The sequence below is a fragment of the Prevotella communis genome, assembly GCF_022024115.1.
Lineage (GTDB): Bacteria > Bacteroidota > Bacteroidia > Bacteroidales > Bacteroidaceae > Prevotella > Prevotella communis.
In genome coordinates, this window is sequence record NZ_CP091792.1 from 766,326 (window position 1) to 783,966 (window position 17,641).

13 protein-coding genes and 1 tRNA gene are annotated in these 17,641 nt (G+C 50.1%); 10 read left to right on the forward strand and 4 right to left on the reverse strand.

Features of this window, described 5'->3' with window-relative positions:
* Positions 1–24: 24 nt before the first annotated feature.
* From L6468_RS02975 to L6468_RS02995, 5 genes are read left to right on the forward strand one after another with little or no spacing between them, the layout of a single operon-like run.
* Positions 25–582: an RNA polymerase sigma factor gene (locus L6468_RS02975; protein WP_091852324.1), complete on the forward strand. Its 558-nt coding sequence runs from the start codon at positions 25–27 to the stop codon at positions 580–582.
* Positions 569–1,186, forward strand: a complete 618-nt coding sequence (locus L6468_RS02980; protein ID WP_237795054.1) for a hypothetical protein — start codon at positions 569–571, stop codon at positions 1,184–1,186. The genes L6468_RS02975 and L6468_RS02980 overlap by 14 nt, the downstream gene beginning before the upstream one ends.
* 25 nt (positions 1,187–1,211) lie before the next feature.
* A complete protein-coding gene (locus L6468_RS02985) occupies positions 1,212–2,438 on the forward strand; it encodes a hypothetical protein (RefSeq protein WP_237795055.1) in 1,227 nt (408 codons plus the stop codon).
* A 9-nt stretch (positions 2,439–2,447) separates the two neighbouring features.
* Positions 2,448–3,542: a peroxiredoxin family protein gene (locus L6468_RS02990; protein ID WP_237795057.1), complete on the forward strand. Its 1,095-nt coding sequence runs from the start codon at positions 2,448–2,450 to the stop codon at positions 3,540–3,542.
* A gap of 13 nt (positions 3,543–3,555) precedes the next feature.
* Positions 3,556–5,616, forward strand: coding sequence for a TlpA family protein disulfide reductase (locus tag L6468_RS02995; RefSeq protein WP_237795059.1), 2,061 nt, complete (start codon positions 3,556–3,558; stop codon positions 5,614–5,616).
* Positions 5,617–5,803: 187 nt separating this feature from the next.
* On the opposite strand, the gene L6468_RS03000 is transcribed toward L6468_RS02995, so the two are convergent.
* Positions 5,804–5,877: transfer RNA gene (locus L6468_RS03000), tRNA-Val, on the reverse strand.
* Positions 5,878–6,054: 177 nt separating this feature from the next.
* Between L6468_RS03000 and L6468_RS03005 the strand changes: the two genes are divergently transcribed.
* From L6468_RS03005 to L6468_RS03015, 3 genes are all read left to right on the forward strand, one after another.
* Entirely contained in the window at positions 6,055–6,897 is an 843-nt protein-coding gene (locus L6468_RS03005; RefSeq protein ID WP_237795061.1) for an AAA family ATPase, read from the forward strand.
* Positions 6,890–7,906 (forward strand): DUF4435 domain-containing protein, encoded by a 1,017-nt coding sequence (locus tag L6468_RS03010; protein ID WP_237795062.1) that lies wholly within the window; start codon positions 6,890–6,892, stop codon positions 7,904–7,906. The genes L6468_RS03005 and L6468_RS03010 overlap by 8 nt, the downstream gene beginning before the upstream one ends.
* A 93-nt stretch (positions 7,907–7,999) precedes the next feature.
* Positions 8,000–8,317: a heavy metal-binding domain-containing protein gene (locus L6468_RS03015; RefSeq protein WP_091815371.1), complete on the forward strand. Its 318-nt coding sequence runs from the start codon at positions 8,000–8,002 to the stop codon at positions 8,315–8,317.
* Between the two features lie 498 nt (positions 8,318–8,815).
* On the opposite strand, the gene L6468_RS03020 is transcribed toward L6468_RS03015, so the two are convergent.
* From L6468_RS03020 to L6468_RS03030, 3 genes are all read right to left on the reverse strand, one after another.
* On the reverse strand, positions 8,816–9,700 hold the full coding sequence (locus L6468_RS03020; RefSeq protein ID WP_091815155.1) for a carbohydrate kinase family protein: 885 nt from the start codon (positions 9,698–9,700) through the stop codon (positions 8,816–8,818).
* A gap of 4 nt (positions 9,701–9,704) precedes the next feature.
* The gene (locus tag L6468_RS03025; protein WP_237795064.1) at positions 9,705–10,868 is read right to left on the reverse strand and encodes an MFS transporter; all 1,164 of its coding nucleotides are present in this window, start codon (positions 10,866–10,868) and stop codon (positions 9,705–9,707) included.
* A gap of 63 nt (positions 10,869–10,931) precedes the next feature.
* Positions 10,932–12,593: a glycoside hydrolase family 32 protein gene (locus tag L6468_RS03030; RefSeq protein ID WP_091815150.1), complete on the reverse strand. Its 1,662-nt coding sequence runs from the start codon at positions 12,591–12,593 to the stop codon at positions 10,932–10,934.
* A gap of 183 nt (positions 12,594–12,776) precedes the next feature.
* Here L6468_RS03030 and L6468_RS03035 point away from each other — a divergent pair, with 183 nt between their 5' ends.
* Both L6468_RS03035 and L6468_RS03040 read left to right on the forward strand, forming a co-directional pair.
* Entirely contained in the window at positions 12,777–14,324 is a 1,548-nt protein-coding gene (locus L6468_RS03035; protein WP_237795066.1) for an AraC family transcriptional regulator, read from the forward strand.
* A 168-nt stretch (positions 14,325–14,492) separates the two neighbouring features.
* The gene (locus L6468_RS03040; RefSeq protein WP_237795073.1) at positions 14,493–17,612 is read left to right on the forward strand and encodes a SusC/RagA family TonB-linked outer membrane protein; all 3,120 of its coding nucleotides are present in this window, start codon (positions 14,493–14,495) and stop codon (positions 17,610–17,612) included.
* Positions 17,613–17,641: the final 29 nt, after the last annotated feature.

The following is a 17,641-nucleotide window of genomic DNA, read 5'->3' on the forward strand; positions in this document are numbered from 1 at the left end:
CTATAATAGAAGGACCTACAAACAATGATACAGATAGAGGACGATATTCTCACACGATGCCAGGGCGGCGACAAGGCCGCTTTCCGATGGGTGGTGCAGACCTATCAGCGCATGCTGTTCTCGCTTGCGCTGAAGATGCTGGCAGATGAGGAGGAAGCCAAGGACGTGGTGCAGGATACGTTTGTACGGGCTTGGACGGCTATCAGAAGCTACAATCCACAGCAGCCTTTCGCCTCGTGGCTTTACACCATCGCCTCCCGACTGTGTCTCAATAGGCTCAAAGCCGTGAAGAAAGTCGCTGCCCTGCCGGAAGACATGACCGTGTTGCGACAGTTTGCCTCTGATGATGACAACCAGCGTATCCTCGAGAACAGCGAGTGGGTGGCAATCGTGAGGATACTGGCTGAGGGACTGAGCGAGAAGCAGCGTCTGGTCTTCACGCTCTGCCAACTGGAAGGACTGTCATCTGAGGAAGCAGAACAGATTACCGGCATGGATGCCCGACAGATAAAGAGTAACCTCTACGTGGCCCGACAGACAATTCGTAAACGACTAAAGGATTTAGGATATGAAGAAGATTGACGACATATTGAATGGATTGCAGGGGCAGCAGCCCGACGTCAGCAACCCTGACGAATGGACTGACCGTATCATGGACAGTCTGCCAGACTTACCCACTGAGCAGCCTAAGCCTGCACGACGTATCAGGCTCTACATCGCATCGGCAATAGCCGCAGCCGCCAGTGTCCTGCTGCTTATCTCTTTAGGCATCGTTACCAATAATCAAAATGATGAAGGAAACAACCTTGTGGTACAAACAGACACCACGATTGTCAGTCCACAAACAGGGACTAAGGAAGTAGAGACTCTTCCGCAGGAGAAGAAAGAAAGTAAGGAGATGGCTGACACGGTGAAAAGGGTGAAAGAGATTCTTCACATGTCCAAACCATCGAAACACTACATGGCGAAAGCAGAAACGACAGAAAGCACACTAGAGCCTGAGTTCATGGATGCAACAGAACTTGCGGAAAAAGCCATCGCTGAGGAAATGAGACGTATGGAAATGGCAGTACAAATAAACGGCAGCCTTCAAACCGACTTCCAAAAGATGACCAGAGAAATCCGCCAACGCGGTAAACATATGACCCAGCAAGTGGAAATGGCAATCAATAACGAGGAGTATTAATTTGTAACTAAATGACGAACAAGATATGAAAAAAATCGCATTTACACTTTGTGCCACATTCATTGCCCTTAGCACGATGGCTCAGGGGACGCTTCAGGAGCGCATGCAAGGCAATCCGAAGATCGATAGTCTTGTGAGCGTAGTGCAGGCGCTGGGAGGCAGCGCACAAGTTTCCTATGACTACCACGGGAGACTCCACAAGACGGTCCACATCACCTGCCGACTGATGAACGACTTCCAGCCCACGCCACCTACGGGTGACCCCAAAAAGGACGCTCAGAACCTTAAGATAGACAGCATCCGAAAGGAGCAGAACGAGCGGACAAACGGGATATACAATGCTGTACGCAATACCTGTAAGTCGATCACCGACGACGCCACGGAGAGCTACACATGGGAATACCACCGGGGCGGGGTGGACAGTGTGCGCTATACCATCGCGTTAGGAGAATATGAGAGTGGCGACACCCTCAAGACTTGGCAGCGCCAAAGAGAGGTGCTGTATGACGGTGCGCCCGAAATCATCACCTTCCGCTATGACCCTATGGCTGGCAACAACGAGAACCCATGGATACCCAAGGGGTTAGGTTTTTTCAGCTATGAGTACACGCCCGACAGCGTGGGTAGGCAGATGAAGGAGTTGGTGCCCTTCAATAAAGCGGCCTACACGTCCTTGCTCCAGCCCATCCTAAAACAGCAGGGCATCGCCACCCGCCAGTTCAATGTCTATTGCGATACCACCTATACTTTCAAAGAGGTGAAATGGAATGACAACGACGACTTCGTCATTCACCAAAAAACGCTCACTCCCCTGCAGCCAAAGAGCGAGACGAAGGGAACCGTCTATACCATGCATTCCAGGGCACTGGCCGACTCGGTGCTAAGCCAACTGATACAGACGACATGGGCGTTCTTAGAGGACAATCCAGGCATCTGCTTCCGATTTATGCCCCACACCACTTACGGACTTAGAACCATGAGCGAACTGTTCGAGAATCTCGACTACCGTAGAGCTTTGGGCTTCTACCACATCTATCTTCACTGCATCGACGACCAGGAGTTCAACATCGTCGTCGTCGAGGGAACGGGCGACATGATAGTGCCCATGGAGTGGCTCATCCTGAAGAGTTGGAAGAATGGCAAGGTGGTCTATGACAAGAAAAGGATGAAGGCCCTGACACCCAAGCAGGCAAGGAACAGCACCTCCGGCCATCGCTTCACTCAAACCAGACAATACGAGCCCATCGACTAAAGCAGAACAATGAACAAGCAAACCATCATCACCATCCTCCTCGCCCTCGCTGCAATGGCGGGGCAGGGGCAAGTGAGGTGTCACGTCATTGGCACGGTGGCCGAAGGGACAACGTCCGTAGAACTGAGGATATACCGCGACGGTGAAGACCCGAAGGACAGTACGTTACGACCCGTGTTAAAGAACGGACGCTTTGAGTGCGACGTGGAGGACGCACAGATAGAGCGATGGCACATCGTGGACTTCGGCGAGGTGATGGAGAAGGGCATGACCCTCCGCTCAGGAGAGTTTTTCGTGGAGGGCGGCGCGACCGTGACCATCCAGCTCGACGGCGACAAATTCGACATCCAATCCACAGGCAAGGAGTATCAGGCGTGGCACGCTAGGGAGCAAGCTGCCGAAGAGAAGTTCATGTCTGCCTATGAGAAACTGGACGAGAACGACAAGCAGAAGATGGCGGAACTGGAGAACGAATACCACGAATGGACGCTCGACTACTACAAAGCCCACCCGATGCTCGGTTTCCTGTTCGAACTCGACGGGCAGCTCAAGGGCTTTCATTTCAATGACACGGGCCTTGCCGCTATGCTTGACATTTACCACCGCCAATACACCACGCTCTATCCTGACCACCCCGTGCATCAGCGTATCGCCAAGCAAGAGGCTGTGGGTTATCAGATTTGCGGGCGAAAGTACAATGACTACGATGTGCGCACAATGGACGGCCAGCAAGTCTGCGCCTCTGAATACTACAAGGGCAAGTTGACGCTCGTCATCTGCTGGGCCTCATGGTGCTCGCCCTGCATCCGTGACGCTTGTGACATCATCCCTATCTACAACGAATACCGCAATCGTGGTCTGAACGTGTTCAGCCTTGCTCACGAATTCAAGTCCACCGATGCCATGCGCAAGGCCATCGAGCGTCACGCCTTCCCCTGGCCCTGTCTCGTTGACCTTGACGATGAGTTCGGCGTATTCCATAAGCACGGCACTCAAAACAGTGCCCTATTCCTCATCGACCGCGACGGCACCATCATCGCCGTGCCAAACAGTGTAGAAGAACTGAAAGCGAAGCTCGAAGAGATTTTCCCCAACAACAAATAAACCAAATCGAACAATGAACAAGCAAACCATCATCACCATCCTCCTCGCTATCGTCGCATTGGCGGGGCAGGCAAAGACATTCAAGACCATCAAGAACCCCGTGGCAATGGCCTGCGTGAATGTGGCGAACGGTGAGCTGAAAGCTCGCGAAGTTATATTCAGAGACACAGCAACCACAGTACATTTCACAATGGAGTACTCCAAGGGACAGAGTTTCCAATTTGTCTCATCATCCTATCTCATGGACGAGGACGGCAACCGCTACCCGTTGCACTCTGCCGAGGGACTGAAACTCAACACATGGGTGCAGTCACCAGAGAGTGGAATCACCGAGTTTACCATGCATTTCGCGCCATTACCGAAGAAGATACAGATATTCGACTTCATCGAGGGCGATGGCTCTGGGGCATTCAAACTGTTAGGCATCCACGACAAGAAATACAAAATCAAATTCCCAACGATGCAGGAACTCGCCGACGCTAATCCGTGGACGGTGCCACAGGATTGGTTTAAATCCGACACGATTACTATTAAAGGGCGCATTGAGGACTTCAACGCTGAACAGTTAGGATTTGACATGCTGCACTGCTACTACGAGGATGAGTTCGAAAAGGAGGATGCCGTGCAGGTACTCAACATTGCACCCGACGGTACATTCTGCAAGAAGTTCAAAATCAGCTATCCCTTCCGGCAACTGTTCTGGACCAAGGAAGCGAAAACACAGTTCGACGAAATTCCATTCTTCGCCCGTCCGGGCGAGACCATTGACATCACCGTCAAGAAAGACAATCAAGGTAGGTACGTTTGCGTCTATAACAGCGGCAGCAGCCACGACGTGGAGCGGTGGTTGCACACCGACGACTACAGCGATGTATTCAGACCGCTTTCTTCTTTTAAAGGTAAGTTGGAGGATGCTAACAGCCAGGCCGAAAGCGTCTGGCAGAATGCAATGTACCGCCTACAGACGGTGAGCCGCCGCGAGCATTACACGCCGATGGAGATGCAACTGGCACTGGCCGACATACAGGCGAACTTCATAGAACGTTATTTGTCATACGTCGACAACTATGCAAGTGACTTGGTAAAATATGAGGAGCGAGACGGAAAATGGAGCGAAGAGATACTTGACAGCGTGGAGTACGAGAAGATTTACGACGCCAAGAACTACTACCCGCTGCACCGCATCGACTTTGATAATCCGCTGCTTCTCGCGAATCAGGATTTCCACTTTACGCTCAACCACATTCAGTTTGCCAATTATGTCAGAAACCGCCAGTACAAGGGGCTTATGGACGAGAACGGCGGCATGGAGACAAACTTTAAGAACTACTCCGCAGCTCTCAGCAACTACCTCTCAGCCCTCCGCGACCTTATGGGAACTGACAAGGACAATATGATGGTGCAGCTGTGCGCCTACAAGGATATGCTGTCAGACTTCGATAACTGGGTTGACGATGAAATTCTGAATCAATGGCAACCCAATGACACGACTATTACCGAAGCTAGAAAAAAGGAATATATAGAGAACTGGCCTACACGCAACAAGATGCTGTCGCTCTATCTCGCAACCTTCACCAACCCCTATATCCACCAGAAGGCCGAGCAGTTCTGTGCTTACAAGAAGTCGCAGACCAACCTCGCTACGCCCCTCCCTGACGCGCCGATGGCCGACCTTATCCGCTCACTCTGCACCAAATATCCAGGCAAGATTCTGATGATTGACTTCTGGGGTATGAGTTGCGGCCCTTGCCGTGGTGCTATCCAAGCAAGTAAGGAACTACGTGCCGAGATAGCCAAACGCGACGATGTGAAACTTATATTCATTGCTGGGGAGCGCACTGCCGATGGCAGCGACGCCTACAAGCAGTACGTGGCCGAATGGTTATCTAATGAAGAGACCGTCTGTGTAACCAATGCCGACTTCACCCGCCTGCAAGAGTTGTTTCGCTTCAATGGCATTCCACACTACGAGACCATCACCCCCGACTGCCGCCGCGTCCGCGATGACCTCCGCATAGATGGATATGACTACTTCGATTACAAACTTCAAAGGTTATTAGATAAACTCAAATAACAATTCGTGCCCCATTCACTTTATGTCAAACTTTCAAAAAAACAGTAAGGATTATGGAGAACCCATAATTTTTTTAACATAGACTGTACTCTCGTCATTTATCTTTTATCACGCCAAAACGACGCCAAAATAGGAAAAGAAAAATCTCCAAATTGTTGATTTTTCAACGACTTGGAGATTTGTTTTGTGTCGACACTTGGATTCGAACCAAGGACCCCCACCATGTCAAGGTGATACTCTAACCAACTGAGCTATGCCGACCTTTTTTCTAAAGCGGGTGCAAAGGTACGAATTTAAATTGAGATTTGAGGTTTGAGGTTTGAGATTTTTCGCGTTGAATAAGATATTTAACATTTCTTTGAGAAAAATCTGTGCGCTGATAGAGCCTGTATCGGAAAATAGTTGTATATTTGCGACATAATTAAAAATCTGAAGACTATGCAGAAGTACGCAGATTATATCAAGAAGATTGAGATTGATTCGCTGTGGAGTGGTAAGAAGCACATTGTGTGGGAACTGGATCCGCATGTAAATATCCTGAGTGGTATCAATGGCGTTGGTAAGAGCACCATCCTGAATAAGGTGGTGAAGGGACTTGCTGCTGGTGGCGAGTTTCCCAGTCACATGCTGAAGGGTGTCCGTCTGGAAGTGATGCCCGATGAATGCAAGTGGATTCGCTATGATATGATTCGTTCCCTTGACTCGAATCTGTCGCAGGCATTTACGGAGAGCGATGGCTTTGTACGTCAGGCGCTGACTGCCTTGGCCGGGGTAGGGGGCGGCTCTCTGCTCGATATCCAGCTCTATAATCTGCAACGCAAATATCTGGATTATCAGGTAAATATAGGCAATCGTATCATCGAACAGCTGCAGCAGGGGCATGCGGATGCAGCCCAGCAGCTGTCGCAGAAGAAGACGCGCTTCCAGGATATGGTCGACGAACTCTTTGCTGAGACGGGTAAGCGTATCGTCCGTACAGAGAACGAGATCCGCTTCACGCAGATTGGCGAGGTGTTGGTGCCTTATCAGTTGTCGAGTGGCGAGAAGCAGATGCTGGCCATCCTGCTCACCGTCCTGGTGCAGGACGATCAGCCTTATGTCCTCTTTATGGACGAGCCAGAGGTAAGTCTGCACCTGGAGTGGCAGAAACGGTTGATTGACCTGGTCATGGAGCTGAATCCTAATGTGCAGATTATCATGACCACCCATTCGCCTGCCGTGGTGATGAACGGTTGGGCAGATCGTGTAACTGAAGTGAGCGAGATTACTGTCAATGGCTAACCGGCTGATAGACAATATAGATAGTCGTTACTTCGAGGCGGCCAATGCCTTGAGGGGTAAGTCGGCGCGACGTAGAATCGTGGCTTATGTCGAGAGCTATGATGATATCTATTTCTGGCGTACGGTGCTCAGTCGTTTCGAGAACGAGAAACGCTATTTCGAGGTGATGCTGCCTTCGAAGATGAACCTGACGCGAGGCAAGAAGTCGGTGCTGATGAATTTTGTGGGCGAACATGTGGGGCCTGATATGATAGCCTGTGTGGATGCCGACTTCGACTACCTGATGCAGGGCGCCACGGAACAGTCGCGCCGTGTCATCAATAGTCCTTACGTATTCCATACCTATGTCTATGCCATCGAGAACTACCAGTGCTATGCGCCCTCGCTGCATGATGTCTGTGTGGCTGTGACGCTCAATGACCATCGTATCTTTGACTTCGAGGACTATTTCCGCCAGTTCAGCGAGGCCTGTTTCCCGCTCTTTGTCTGGTCTGTCTGGGCTTATCGCACAGGGCATCACGGACGCTTCTCCCTGTCTGATTTCAATCGTGTCATCGACCCAGGTGGCTTCACGGTTCAGAATCCGGGTGTGTCCATTGCCAATATCCGTCGTAAGGTGGGTACCAAGATACGTGAACTGCAACGCCAGTATCCCAATAATAAGGAGGCTTACCTGAAGGTGAAGAATGATATCCAGGCTCTAGGCGTCACGCCTCAGACTACCTATCTCTATGTGCAGGGCCATCATCTTTTTGATACGGTTGTCAGTCCTATCCTTACCAAGGTGTGTAATATCCTGCGTCAGGAGCGTCAGAACGAGATATACTATTCTCAGGCTCATCGCACTCAGAAGCGCAATGAGATGTCGTGCTACGAGAACTCGCAGCAGGATGTCAAGTCAATGCTCAAGAAAAATGTAGGCTATCAGCACTGTCCTCTGTTCTTGCAGTTGCAAGATGACATAGCTGATTTCTTGGGAAAGCCCCAAAGCAGCGAGGCAACAGAGTAACTGTGTCACATTTTTGAAATAAATGACAAAAGATGAAACTTTTTGCATCATTCTTGCGTCTAATGTATAGAAAACTTATTAAAGAATACGATTATGATACTAACAACAACTCCACAGATTGAAGGTCAGACCATCCGCGAATACAAGGGTGTGGTGACTGGTGAAACGATTATTGGTGCTAACTTCGTGAAGGATTTCTTTGCTGGCATACGTGACATCGTTGGCGGTCGTGCTGCCAGTTATGAGCAAGTGCTCCAGGAGGCAAAGGAGACCTCGATGCGTGAGATGATGCAGCGTGCACAGGCTATGGGTGCCAACGCCATCGTGGGCATCGACATAGATTACGAGACAATAGGGGCTTCAGGTTCTATGCTGATGGTTGCCACCAGTGGCACAGCCGTGGTTATTTAATGTTTTTCACCTTGCTCTCATCTAACAACCGCACTTCCCTCGCTTTAGCCATACTGCAGTCTGCTTCTAGCCTCGTTCGTGAGTGCTCCACGGAGCAGCCTAGAAGCAGGCTAGGAGCAGCCTAGGAGCAGAGTGATTGCTGCCTAAGAGCAGGCTAAAGCATTTTTGACAGTAAAGTAATAAAGAAATTCTCTAGAGAATTTTGTCCTTACTAAGTGATATAGCATTTGCAACTTAGTTATACAGGGAATAATTCTCTAGAGAATTTTCTTGCTATCATATACAAGGCAGATTGAAAGTCAGTAATATCGTTTTTGTTTCTAGGTAAATCTTCTCTTACTCTAGCCTTACTCTAGCCTTACTCTAGCCTTACTATAGCCATACTGCTGCCTTACTCTAGCCTTACTCGTGAGTATGGCTAGAAGCAGCCTAGAAGCAGAGTGATAGCAGTCTGAAAGCAGGCTAATGGAGTGTACTGATTCGTTTAGAACTGATGTGTTATATCTTGGCAATCAGCGTGTCAGGGTATTTGGGCATAGCGCCATTCTGTGTGCAGACATAGGCACTGACCTCTACAGCTATGCGGTGAGCAGCCTCTAAGGGTTTGCCGTTGAGGATGGCTGCGCAGAACGAGCCCGTGAACGAGTCGCCAGCACCTACCGTGTCAGCAACGGTCACCTTCGGCGTCTCCTGGAAAGACGTCAGACCAGGCGCAAAGACGTACGAGCCATTGGTGCCACACGTCAGAACCAGCATCTTCAGCTTATATTCTGCCAGCATCTTCTCGCAGATGCCACGCATATCCAGATCGTCATAGCCATACATGCGCTTGATGACAACCAATTCTTCATCGTTAATCTTCAGGATGTTGCAGCGCTTCAGCGACTCCTCAATGACATCCTTGGTATAGAACTGCTGGCGCAGATTGATATCGAAAATCTTCAGGCAGTCCTCTGGCGTGTTGTCAAGGAACTGGCGGATGGTAGCCCATGAAGTGACATTGCGCTGAGCCAGCGAACCGAAACAAACGGCACGGCACTGACGGGCAATCTCTGCAATTTCTGGTGTGTAGGGAATGTTGTCCCATGCCACATTCTCCTTGATCTCATAGGCAGGAATGCCATCGCCTGATAGCGTAACCTGTACTGTACCGGTAGGATAGGCCACGCGTGGCATCAGGTAATTTAAGTGATGTTCCTTCAGTGCTTCGATGGTTTCTTCTGCCAAATCGTCTTGACCCAAGGCACTGATAGCTACTGTCGGCAGTCCAAACTGTCCAGCATGATAGGCAAAGTTGGCGGGTGCACCACCCAGTTTCTTACCTTCGGGAAGAACATCCCATAAAGCCTCACCGAGACCTACTACAAATCGTTTCTGTTCCATTGTCTTATGCGGTTTTTAATTGTTTGATATACGTAAAGAGGTAGATGACGCCAACAGCCATGACCAACACGGCTCCTGCCTGTCCCATAGCGTCGCTCATGAAGCCCATCAGCAGCGGGAAGATGGTGCCACCAAACAGTCCCATTATCATCAGACCGCTCACCTCGTTCTGTTTCTCAGGCATCGACTCCAAAGCGGTAGCGAAACACATGGAGAAGACATTCGAGTTGCCGTAACCCACCAGGGCTATGGCAGTATAGAGCATCCACTGCTCAGTGCCGACGAACAGTCCGCACATCGACAGGGCCATCATGGCGATAGAGATGGTGAAGAAGGTGCGCATCTTCAGTACGCGGAGGAAGAACGAACCCGTCAGACAGCCCAGGGTACGGAAGATGAAGTACAGACTTGTGGCAAATGCCGCCTCGTTGAGCGTCATTCCCAGGCGCTCCATCAGAATCTTCGGTGCGGTAGTGTTAGTACCTACGTCAATACCCACATGACACATGATTCCCAAGAACGATAAGAGGACGATAGGTGTTCCCAGCAGTTTGAAACACTCTACAAAGGTCGACGGCCTGCCCTCAATGGGTGGCTCCTCGATAGGTGTTACGAAGAGCAGCACCGTAGACAGGATGCCCACCACGAAGAAGATGCCGAAGAGCACGCGCCAGTTCAGTCCGAACTCAGGAATGACCTGTGTAGCGCCCCACATAGCCAGATAAGGTGCCGAGAAGGAGGCAATAGCCTTGATGAACTGACCAAAGGTCAGCGTTGCTGCCAGGTTGCCGCCACCCATCACCGTTGATACCAGCGGGTTCAGCGAGGTCTGCATCAGTGCGTTGCCGATGCCCAGCAGTGAGAAGGCGATAAGCATCAGTGTAAACGTCTCGCCAAACAGTGGCAAGAGTAGCGACACGACAGTCACCCCCAGTGACAGCAGTACAGTCTTCTTACGACCAATCTTGTTCATTAGCATGCCCGTGGGTACGCTGAAGATGAGGAACCAGAAGAATACTAGCGATGGCAGTACGTTGGCTACCGAGTCGCTCAGTGCGAGGTCTTCTTTTACATAGTTGGAGGCAATGCCCACCAAGTCCACGAAGCCCATGCAGAAGAAGCAGAGCATCACGGGAATCAGGTAAATTGTTTTGTTTTGCTTAGTCATAATATTTTATAATTATCAATTCTTAGCTGTTAGCTCTTCACTATCTTTCTTAACTCTTAATTTTTAATTCTTAACTTGATAGATCGTAGCCTTTCCACCTTTCACCTTGAGGGTGTTGTAGGGCTCTGACGGGAATACCAAGTTGGTCATAGCCATCTTGCCCTCTGCATCAAACACCTCGATGCTGCAGCGGTCGATGAAGATGCGCAGTTGTTTGACGGTGCCAAACGTTGGGGCTACCGTCACAGCAGGGAATGCCTCGCTGAAGCTGACGTCGCCACTCTTCACACGCTCCATCATAAACGTCTGCTGTTGGCCGTCGTATTTCATCGTCACCTTCTCGCCCTTGTTGTTGGAGAGTACTATCTCCGTCTGGCTCTTTGTGTCGATGAGAATCTCGCAGGCCTCGGTAGGATTCTTTATCTTTGCGCCACGCACGGCCAGCATCTCCTTGGAAGGTATTACGCTGACGTAAGTCTCTTCACCATGACGGAACAGTCCTAGGTCGCGGGGTATGGAGTTGGCTGAGCGGAACTGCTTGGTGGGTACCTGGTTGGCATACTGCCAGTTGGACATCCATGCCAGTACCGTGCGGCGGTTGTCGGGTGCATTGTAGAACGACACCGTAGCATAGTGGTCTTTGCCGTAGTCCAGCCACTTCGTCACCTTCGGCATCGACTCGCACGTGAACTTGTGACCATCGAACTGTCCTACGAAATATTGCGTAGCACTACCGCCAAAGGGGCCACCAGGATTGATGTTGCAGATGAGCACCCACTTGTTGTCTATCTTGAACAGGTCAGGACACTCCCACACACCACTGTGGTTGCCATACTCTTTGCCAAACGACGACTCATACTTCCATGCCTTCAAGTCCTTTGACGAGTAGATGCGCATCTCCTGGCCTGCAGCCAGGATGAGGTTCCACATCTTGGCATCCTCGTTCCAGAATGCTTTGGGGTCGCGGAAGTCGGCAATGTCGCTGGTCGTCAGGATAGGATTGCCGCTATACTTCTTAAAGGTGCGGCCGCCATCCTTTGATACCGCCATGGATTGTGTTTGATGATGACCTGCAGAGGTGTAGAAAGCCACCACCTCGCTGCCGTTCGTTACACACGAGCCGCTGAAGATAGAACCTAACCAGTCGGCCTCGATAGCCAGTGGCTGAGCCTCCCAGTGTATTAAGTCCTTCGAGGTGCTGTGCCCCCATGTCATATTCTCCCACTGACTGCCGTAAGGATTATACTGGTAGTAGAGGTGCCACACACCGTCCTTGTAAAACATTCCGTTGGGATCGTTCATCCAACCATAGAGAGGGGTGTGGTGGTAGACAGGACGGAAGTGCTCACGGTTCTGAGTGTCGAAAGTATTGGAGTACTTCATCTCTCGCCAGCAAGCAAACTCACCCACAGCGCCCTTCTGGCGGCGGTCTCCGTGGAATTCGATATCCAACAGACAAGCACCCTTCAGTTCGTAAGGCACATAATAGTCTACGCGGTCAACGGCCAGCTTCACGTTGAGGCGTTGTACCATATTATTATAGTTGTCTAACACGGCGATGGCTGCGATGTCTTCCGTTTCCTGTACAGGCAATAGCAGATAGCGGGAGCTTTGCTCCATTTTCAACATGGCGTGCTTGTCGCCCAGCACGATAGGCTTCACCTGTGCTCCAACCGTACAGGTTAGCATGACAGTCATCAGTGTCAGTAAAAATCTTTTCTTCATTGTCGTTTGATGTTTTAGTGTAGAAATCTGTTGCAAATATACATGATTTCTCTTTTTGCTCCTATAAATTATGATACAAAAGCTAATAAAAAACGTTCATTGCAACAAAAAAGACAGACAATGAACGTATTTTCTATTTTTTTTCGTATTTTTGCCAACAAAACCTGTTAATACAATTCTAAAATGATGCATAAACAACTTTTGGGGGCTTTGCTGTTGGCGTTGCTACTGACTATATTAGGATGTGCCAACCCTAAACCTCATTATATAATAGGTGTATCTCAGTGTTCGGCAGATATCTGGCGTGAGAAGCAGAATGCCGAGCTGCGTATGGGAGCCTATTGTCAGGAAAATGTAGAGCTGCGTTTTGCTGCAGCCCACGATAGCGACGAGCGGCAGGTACAACAGATAGACTCGCTGGTGGACAGCGGCATTGACCTGCTGATTGTTGCTCCCAACCAGCTGAAAACCATCTCGTCAGCCATCGACCGCGCCTACGATAAGGGCATTCCTGTTATTGTCTTTGAACGAAAGACCAATTCACAGAAATATACGTCATTCATCAGTGCCGACAACTACGAGATGGGGCGCATCATGGGTGAATACATCGCCAGTCGACTGCATGGCAAAGGACGTGTCATGGAAATCATGGGACTCAAGGGCTCGTCACCAGCCATCGAGCGCCACAACGGTTTCGCTGATGCCCTGAAGAATTACCCAGACATCACTGTCGTTGCAACCCTGCAAGGCGACTGGACAGAGGAGAGTGCCGTCAAGGCCGTGAAAGCCTATCCTGGCAATCTGGACCATATCGACTTTGTCTTTGGGCAGAACGACCGCATGGCCATGGGTGCCCGTCGTGCCTTGCAAGAAAGCCAACAGCTATCAGCTGACAGCCATCAGCCACTCTACTGCGGCATTGACGGTCTGCCTGGTGAAGATGGCGGCATCCGTCTGGTACGCGACAGCATCCTGGATGCTTCCTATGTCTATCCTACCCATGGTGACAAAATCATAGAGTTGGCTATCAACATCCTTGAAGGCAAACCCTACGAGAAGGAAACTCTTCTGCAGTCAGCACTGGTTACTCGCGACAATGCTAAGGTGCTGTTGATGCAAAACGAAGAGATAATGCACCAGGCTGAGTATCTCGACCAGTTGCATAGCAGGGCAGACACCTATCTGAAAGAGTTAGCTACGCAGCATGTCGTCAACTGGATGTCGATGGGTGTCATTCTGCTCTTGGTGGTAACCATCGTGTTGTTCTATCTGTATCATCTCCGTAACGTGAAGTTACAGCAAGAGCGTGTTGTCAGTACCCTGTGGAATATGGAGATAGAGCCAGCACCTGTTGCTGACGAAACAAAGGAGCATACAGCAGACAGCTCGGCAGACGAGAATCCATCCGTCGTTGCCGAAAGTGCCTTCCTGGCACGGTTCCGCGAGGTCGTTGAGGCTCGCATGGAAGATAGCGAGGTCAGTGTCGACGACCTGGCAGCAGAGATGAGCCTCAGTCGTGTACAGCTCTATCGTAAGATTAAGGCGATAACCGGTTCCTCACCCGTAGAACTGCTGCGCACCACGCGCTTGAAGCGCGCCTATCAGATGCTGCTCACCACCGACAAGAGTGTCAGCGAGGTGGCATACGCTGTAGGATTCACTGCCCCCAGCTACTTCTCCAAATGTTTCAAAGAGGAGTACGGCATGGTGCCTGGCGACATCCGGAAATAGCACGGAAATATTTGTAATACTAAGATTATTCGTTCATTCCATTGTAATTTTGTTACATTGCAACAATTTTTGAATGGGATGAACGATATTTTTCATACCAATAACTATATCATTACTACTTTTGCGTCAGAATCTAAAACGAGAGTATTAACTAAAAACGTAAAGCAAATGAAACAATCGAAACGAGTGTTTTTGAGTTTCCTGACTCTGATGCTGAGTACTTTAATGTACGCGCAAACAGAGATTACGGGAACGGTGATCGATGATTTCGGCGACGGAGTTATCGGAGCTACGGTGAAGGAGAAAGGCACGGCCAATGGCACGGTGACCGACTTAGTCGGTAACTTCAAGATTAAAGTCAAGGCGGGTGCTATCCTTTCCATCTCTTATGTCGGCTACCAGACGCAGGATGTTCCTGCGCAGAACGGTATGAAGGTGCAATTGCAACCCGATGACAAAGTGCTGCAGGAGGTGGTGGTGACGGGTTATACCACCCAGCGCAAGGCTGATCTGACAGGTGCCATCTCAACGGTGAGTATTGACGAGATAGCCAAGCAGAATGAAAATAACCCGATGAAGGCTCTGCAAGGTCGTGTACCGGGCATGAACATCTCTGCCGATGGTAATCCATCAGGAGCTGCCACGGTACGTATCCGTGGTTTGGGTACGTTGAACAACAATGATCCTTTATATATTATAGATGGTGTGCCCACCAAGTCGGGCATGCACGAGCTGAACGGCAATGATATCGAGTCTATTCAGGTTCTGAAGGATGCCGCTTCGGCTTCTATCTATGGTTCGCGTGCTGCCAATGGTGTGATTATCATCACGACCAAGCGCGGCAAGGAAGGAAAGGTGAGAGTAGATTTTGACGGTAGTGTCGCTGCTTCTTTCTACGCTCATAAGATTGAGACCCTCAATGCCCGCCAGTTTGGTCAGGCACTTTGGCAGGCAAACATCAACGATGGCAAGAATCCCAATAATAATATTGTGGGCTATAACTTTGACTGGGGATACGATCAGAACGGTCATCCGCAGCTCTATGGCGTGACCATGGACAACTATCTGGACGCCAACGGCACAGTGCACGCTGGCGACACCGACTGGTTTGACGAGGTCACTCGCACAGGCATCGTTCAGCAGTACAACCTCTCTGTGAGCAGTGGTTCGGAGAAGGGTAGCTCGTTCTTCTCTATGGGCTATTACGATAATAAAGGTACGATCAAAGAGTCAGAGTTCAGTCGTCTGTCGGCACGTGCCAATACCGAATATAAGTTGCTGGATGGCATTGTAACGATTGGTGAGAACTTTACCCTGAACCGCACCAAGGGAACCGATGCTCCTGGCGATATTCTCAGAAACGCCTTGCAGTTCAGTCCCAATTTCCCCATCTACGCCGAAAATGGTGAGTACGCTCAGCCCGTGGAAGCATTCCCAGAGCGTGAGAATCCCCTGAGTATGCTTTCAAGAACGAAAGACAACGAATATACGATGTGGCGTATCTTTGGTGATGCCCACATCAGCATTACGCCGTTTAAGAACTTCATGATTCGTTCTACCGTCGGCTTGGACTACAGTCAGAAGCAACAGCGCAATTTCCAGTATCCCGTGGCTAATGGTAAGATTGCCAACTCCGAGACCGCTGCTGAGATGCGTCAGGAGCATGCCCAGCGCTGGATGTGGAATGCCATTGCTACTTATAATTTGGAGATTGGCAAGCATCGTGCAGACGCAATGATTGGTACAGAGTTGAACCGCACGGACGACAACTGGAGTAATGCCCGTCGCTATGGCATGGCAGTACTCACTACCGATTATATGTGGCCCACAGCAGGCTCTGGTCGTCAGGTGGCCGAAGGCTCAGGTGGTGGCTTCTCGCTGGTTTCTTTCTTCGGAAAAGCCAACTATACCTATAATGATACTTACATGGCATCTTTCACCTTGCGTCGCGATGGTTCAAGCCGTTTTGGTAAGAACAACCGATACGGTACCTTCCCCTCTGCATCAGCTGGTTGGCGTATCACTCAGGAGAAATTCATGGAAGGCACCAGAAGTTGGCTCGATGATTTGAAGGTACGTTATTCTTGGGGTATGACTGGTAACCAGGAAATCTCGAATACAGCCCGGTTCACCATGTATGCACCCGTCGTTACCACCGAGTTGTGGAATGGTGAGGCCCCTGCCGGCACCGTTTACGACATCACCGGAAGCAATGGTGGCACCAACCTCCCCAGTGGCTATATCCGCAAGCAGATTGGCAACGAGGATATCAAGTGGGAAACCACCACGCAGCATAACATCGGTTTGGACTTTGCATTGAAAGGTAATGAGATTTACGGTTCGTTTGATTGGTTCAATAAGAAAACGACAGACATCCTCGTCGAGATGAAAGGACTTGGCACACAGGGTGAAGGTTCTTCGCAGTGGATCAATGCCGGCGAGGTGAAGAACGTAGGTTGGGAGTTCTCGTTGGGCTATCGTCATAAACAGGCCAACGGCTTCTCTTGGGACATCACCGGAAACATCAGTAAGTACACCAACGAAGTAACGAAACTGCCAGAGACCGTCGCTGCTGCCGGTACCTACGGTGGCAATGGCGTGTTCAGCATCATCGGTCACCCCATGTATTCAGAGGTTGGCTATGTGGCAGACGGTTTGTTCCGCACGCAGGAAGAAATCAATAACCACGCCTCTCAGGAGGCTGCCGGACTGGGCCGTATTCGCTATCTCGATGTGGTTAAGGACGGCACTATCAACGAGAGCGACCAGGCATGGATCTACGACCCCACACCCGACTTTACCTGGGGTCTGAACATCTATCTGCAGTATAAGGATTGGGACCTGTCCATGTTCTGGCAGGGCGTTCAGGGCGTTGATGTCAACTGCTACGACTATAAGACCCAGACCGATTTCTGGACCAATACTTATGATAAGGTGAACCTTCCCTATTTGAATAAGGGCACCCGAGTACTTGACGCATGGAGCCCTGCCAATCCTGGTAGCGATATCCCTGCGCTGAGCACCAGAGATGTTGCCAACGAAGGCCGTCTGTCTTCATATTACATAGAGGATGGCTCATTTGCTAAGCTTCGTACCATTCAGCTGGGCTACAACCTGCCCAAGTCTCTTGTCAACAAGTTGAAGATGGAACGTGTACGTCTTTATGCTTCAGCCCAGAACCTGCTGACCATCAAGAGCAGCAAGTTCACGGGTGTCGATCCTGAGAATCCTGGCTTCGGCTATCCAATCCCTCTCAACCTCACATTCGGCATGAATGTATCGTTTTAATTGATAACAGACAATCGAAATATGATAAT

What these genes read in the sequence shown, in the direction of transcription:
- L6468_RS03015 (WP_091815371.1), top strand. Translation starts at nt 8,000, where the DNA reads ATGATACTAACAACAACTCCACAGATTGAAGGTCAGACCATCCGCGAA.
- L6468_RS02980 (WP_237795054.1), top strand. Translation starts at nt 569, where the DNA reads ATGAAGAAGATTGACGACATATTGAATGGATTGCAGGGGCAGCAGCCC.
- L6468_RS03020 (WP_091815155.1), bottom strand. Translation starts at nt 9,700, where the DNA reads ATGGAACAGAAACGATTTGTAGTAGGTCTCGGTGAGGCTTTATGGGAT.
- L6468_RS02985 (WP_237795055.1), top strand. Translation starts at nt 1,212, where the DNA reads ATGAAAAAAATCGCATTTACACTTTGTGCCACATTCATTGCCCTTAGC.
- L6468_RS03025 (WP_237795064.1), bottom strand. Translation starts at nt 10,868, where the DNA reads ATGACTAAGCAAAACAAAACAATTTACCTGATTCCCGTGATGCTCTGC.
- L6468_RS02975 (WP_091852324.1), top strand. Translation starts at nt 25, where the DNA reads ATGATACAGATAGAGGACGATATTCTCACACGATGCCAGGGCGGCGAC.
- L6468_RS03035 (WP_237795066.1), top strand. Translation starts at nt 12,777, where the DNA reads ATGATGCATAAACAACTTTTGGGGGCTTTGCTGTTGGCGTTGCTACTG.
- L6468_RS03040 (WP_237795073.1), top strand. Translation starts at nt 14,493, where the DNA reads ATGAAACAATCGAAACGAGTGTTTTTGAGTTTCCTGACTCTGATGCTG.
- L6468_RS02995 (WP_237795059.1), top strand. Translation starts at nt 3,556, where the DNA reads ATGAACAAGCAAACCATCATCACCATCCTCCTCGCTATCGTCGCATTG.
- L6468_RS03030 (WP_091815150.1), bottom strand. Translation starts at nt 12,593, where the DNA reads ATGAAGAAAAGATTTTTACTGACACTGATGACTGTCATGCTAACCTGT.
- L6468_RS03005 (WP_237795061.1), top strand. Translation starts at nt 6,055, where the DNA reads ATGCAGAAGTACGCAGATTATATCAAGAAGATTGAGATTGATTCGCTG.
- L6468_RS02990 (WP_237795057.1), top strand. Translation starts at nt 2,448, where the DNA reads ATGAACAAGCAAACCATCATCACCATCCTCCTCGCCCTCGCTGCAATG.
- L6468_RS03010 (WP_237795062.1), top strand. Translation starts at nt 6,890, where the DNA reads ATGGCTAACCGGCTGATAGACAATATAGATAGTCGTTACTTCGAGGCG.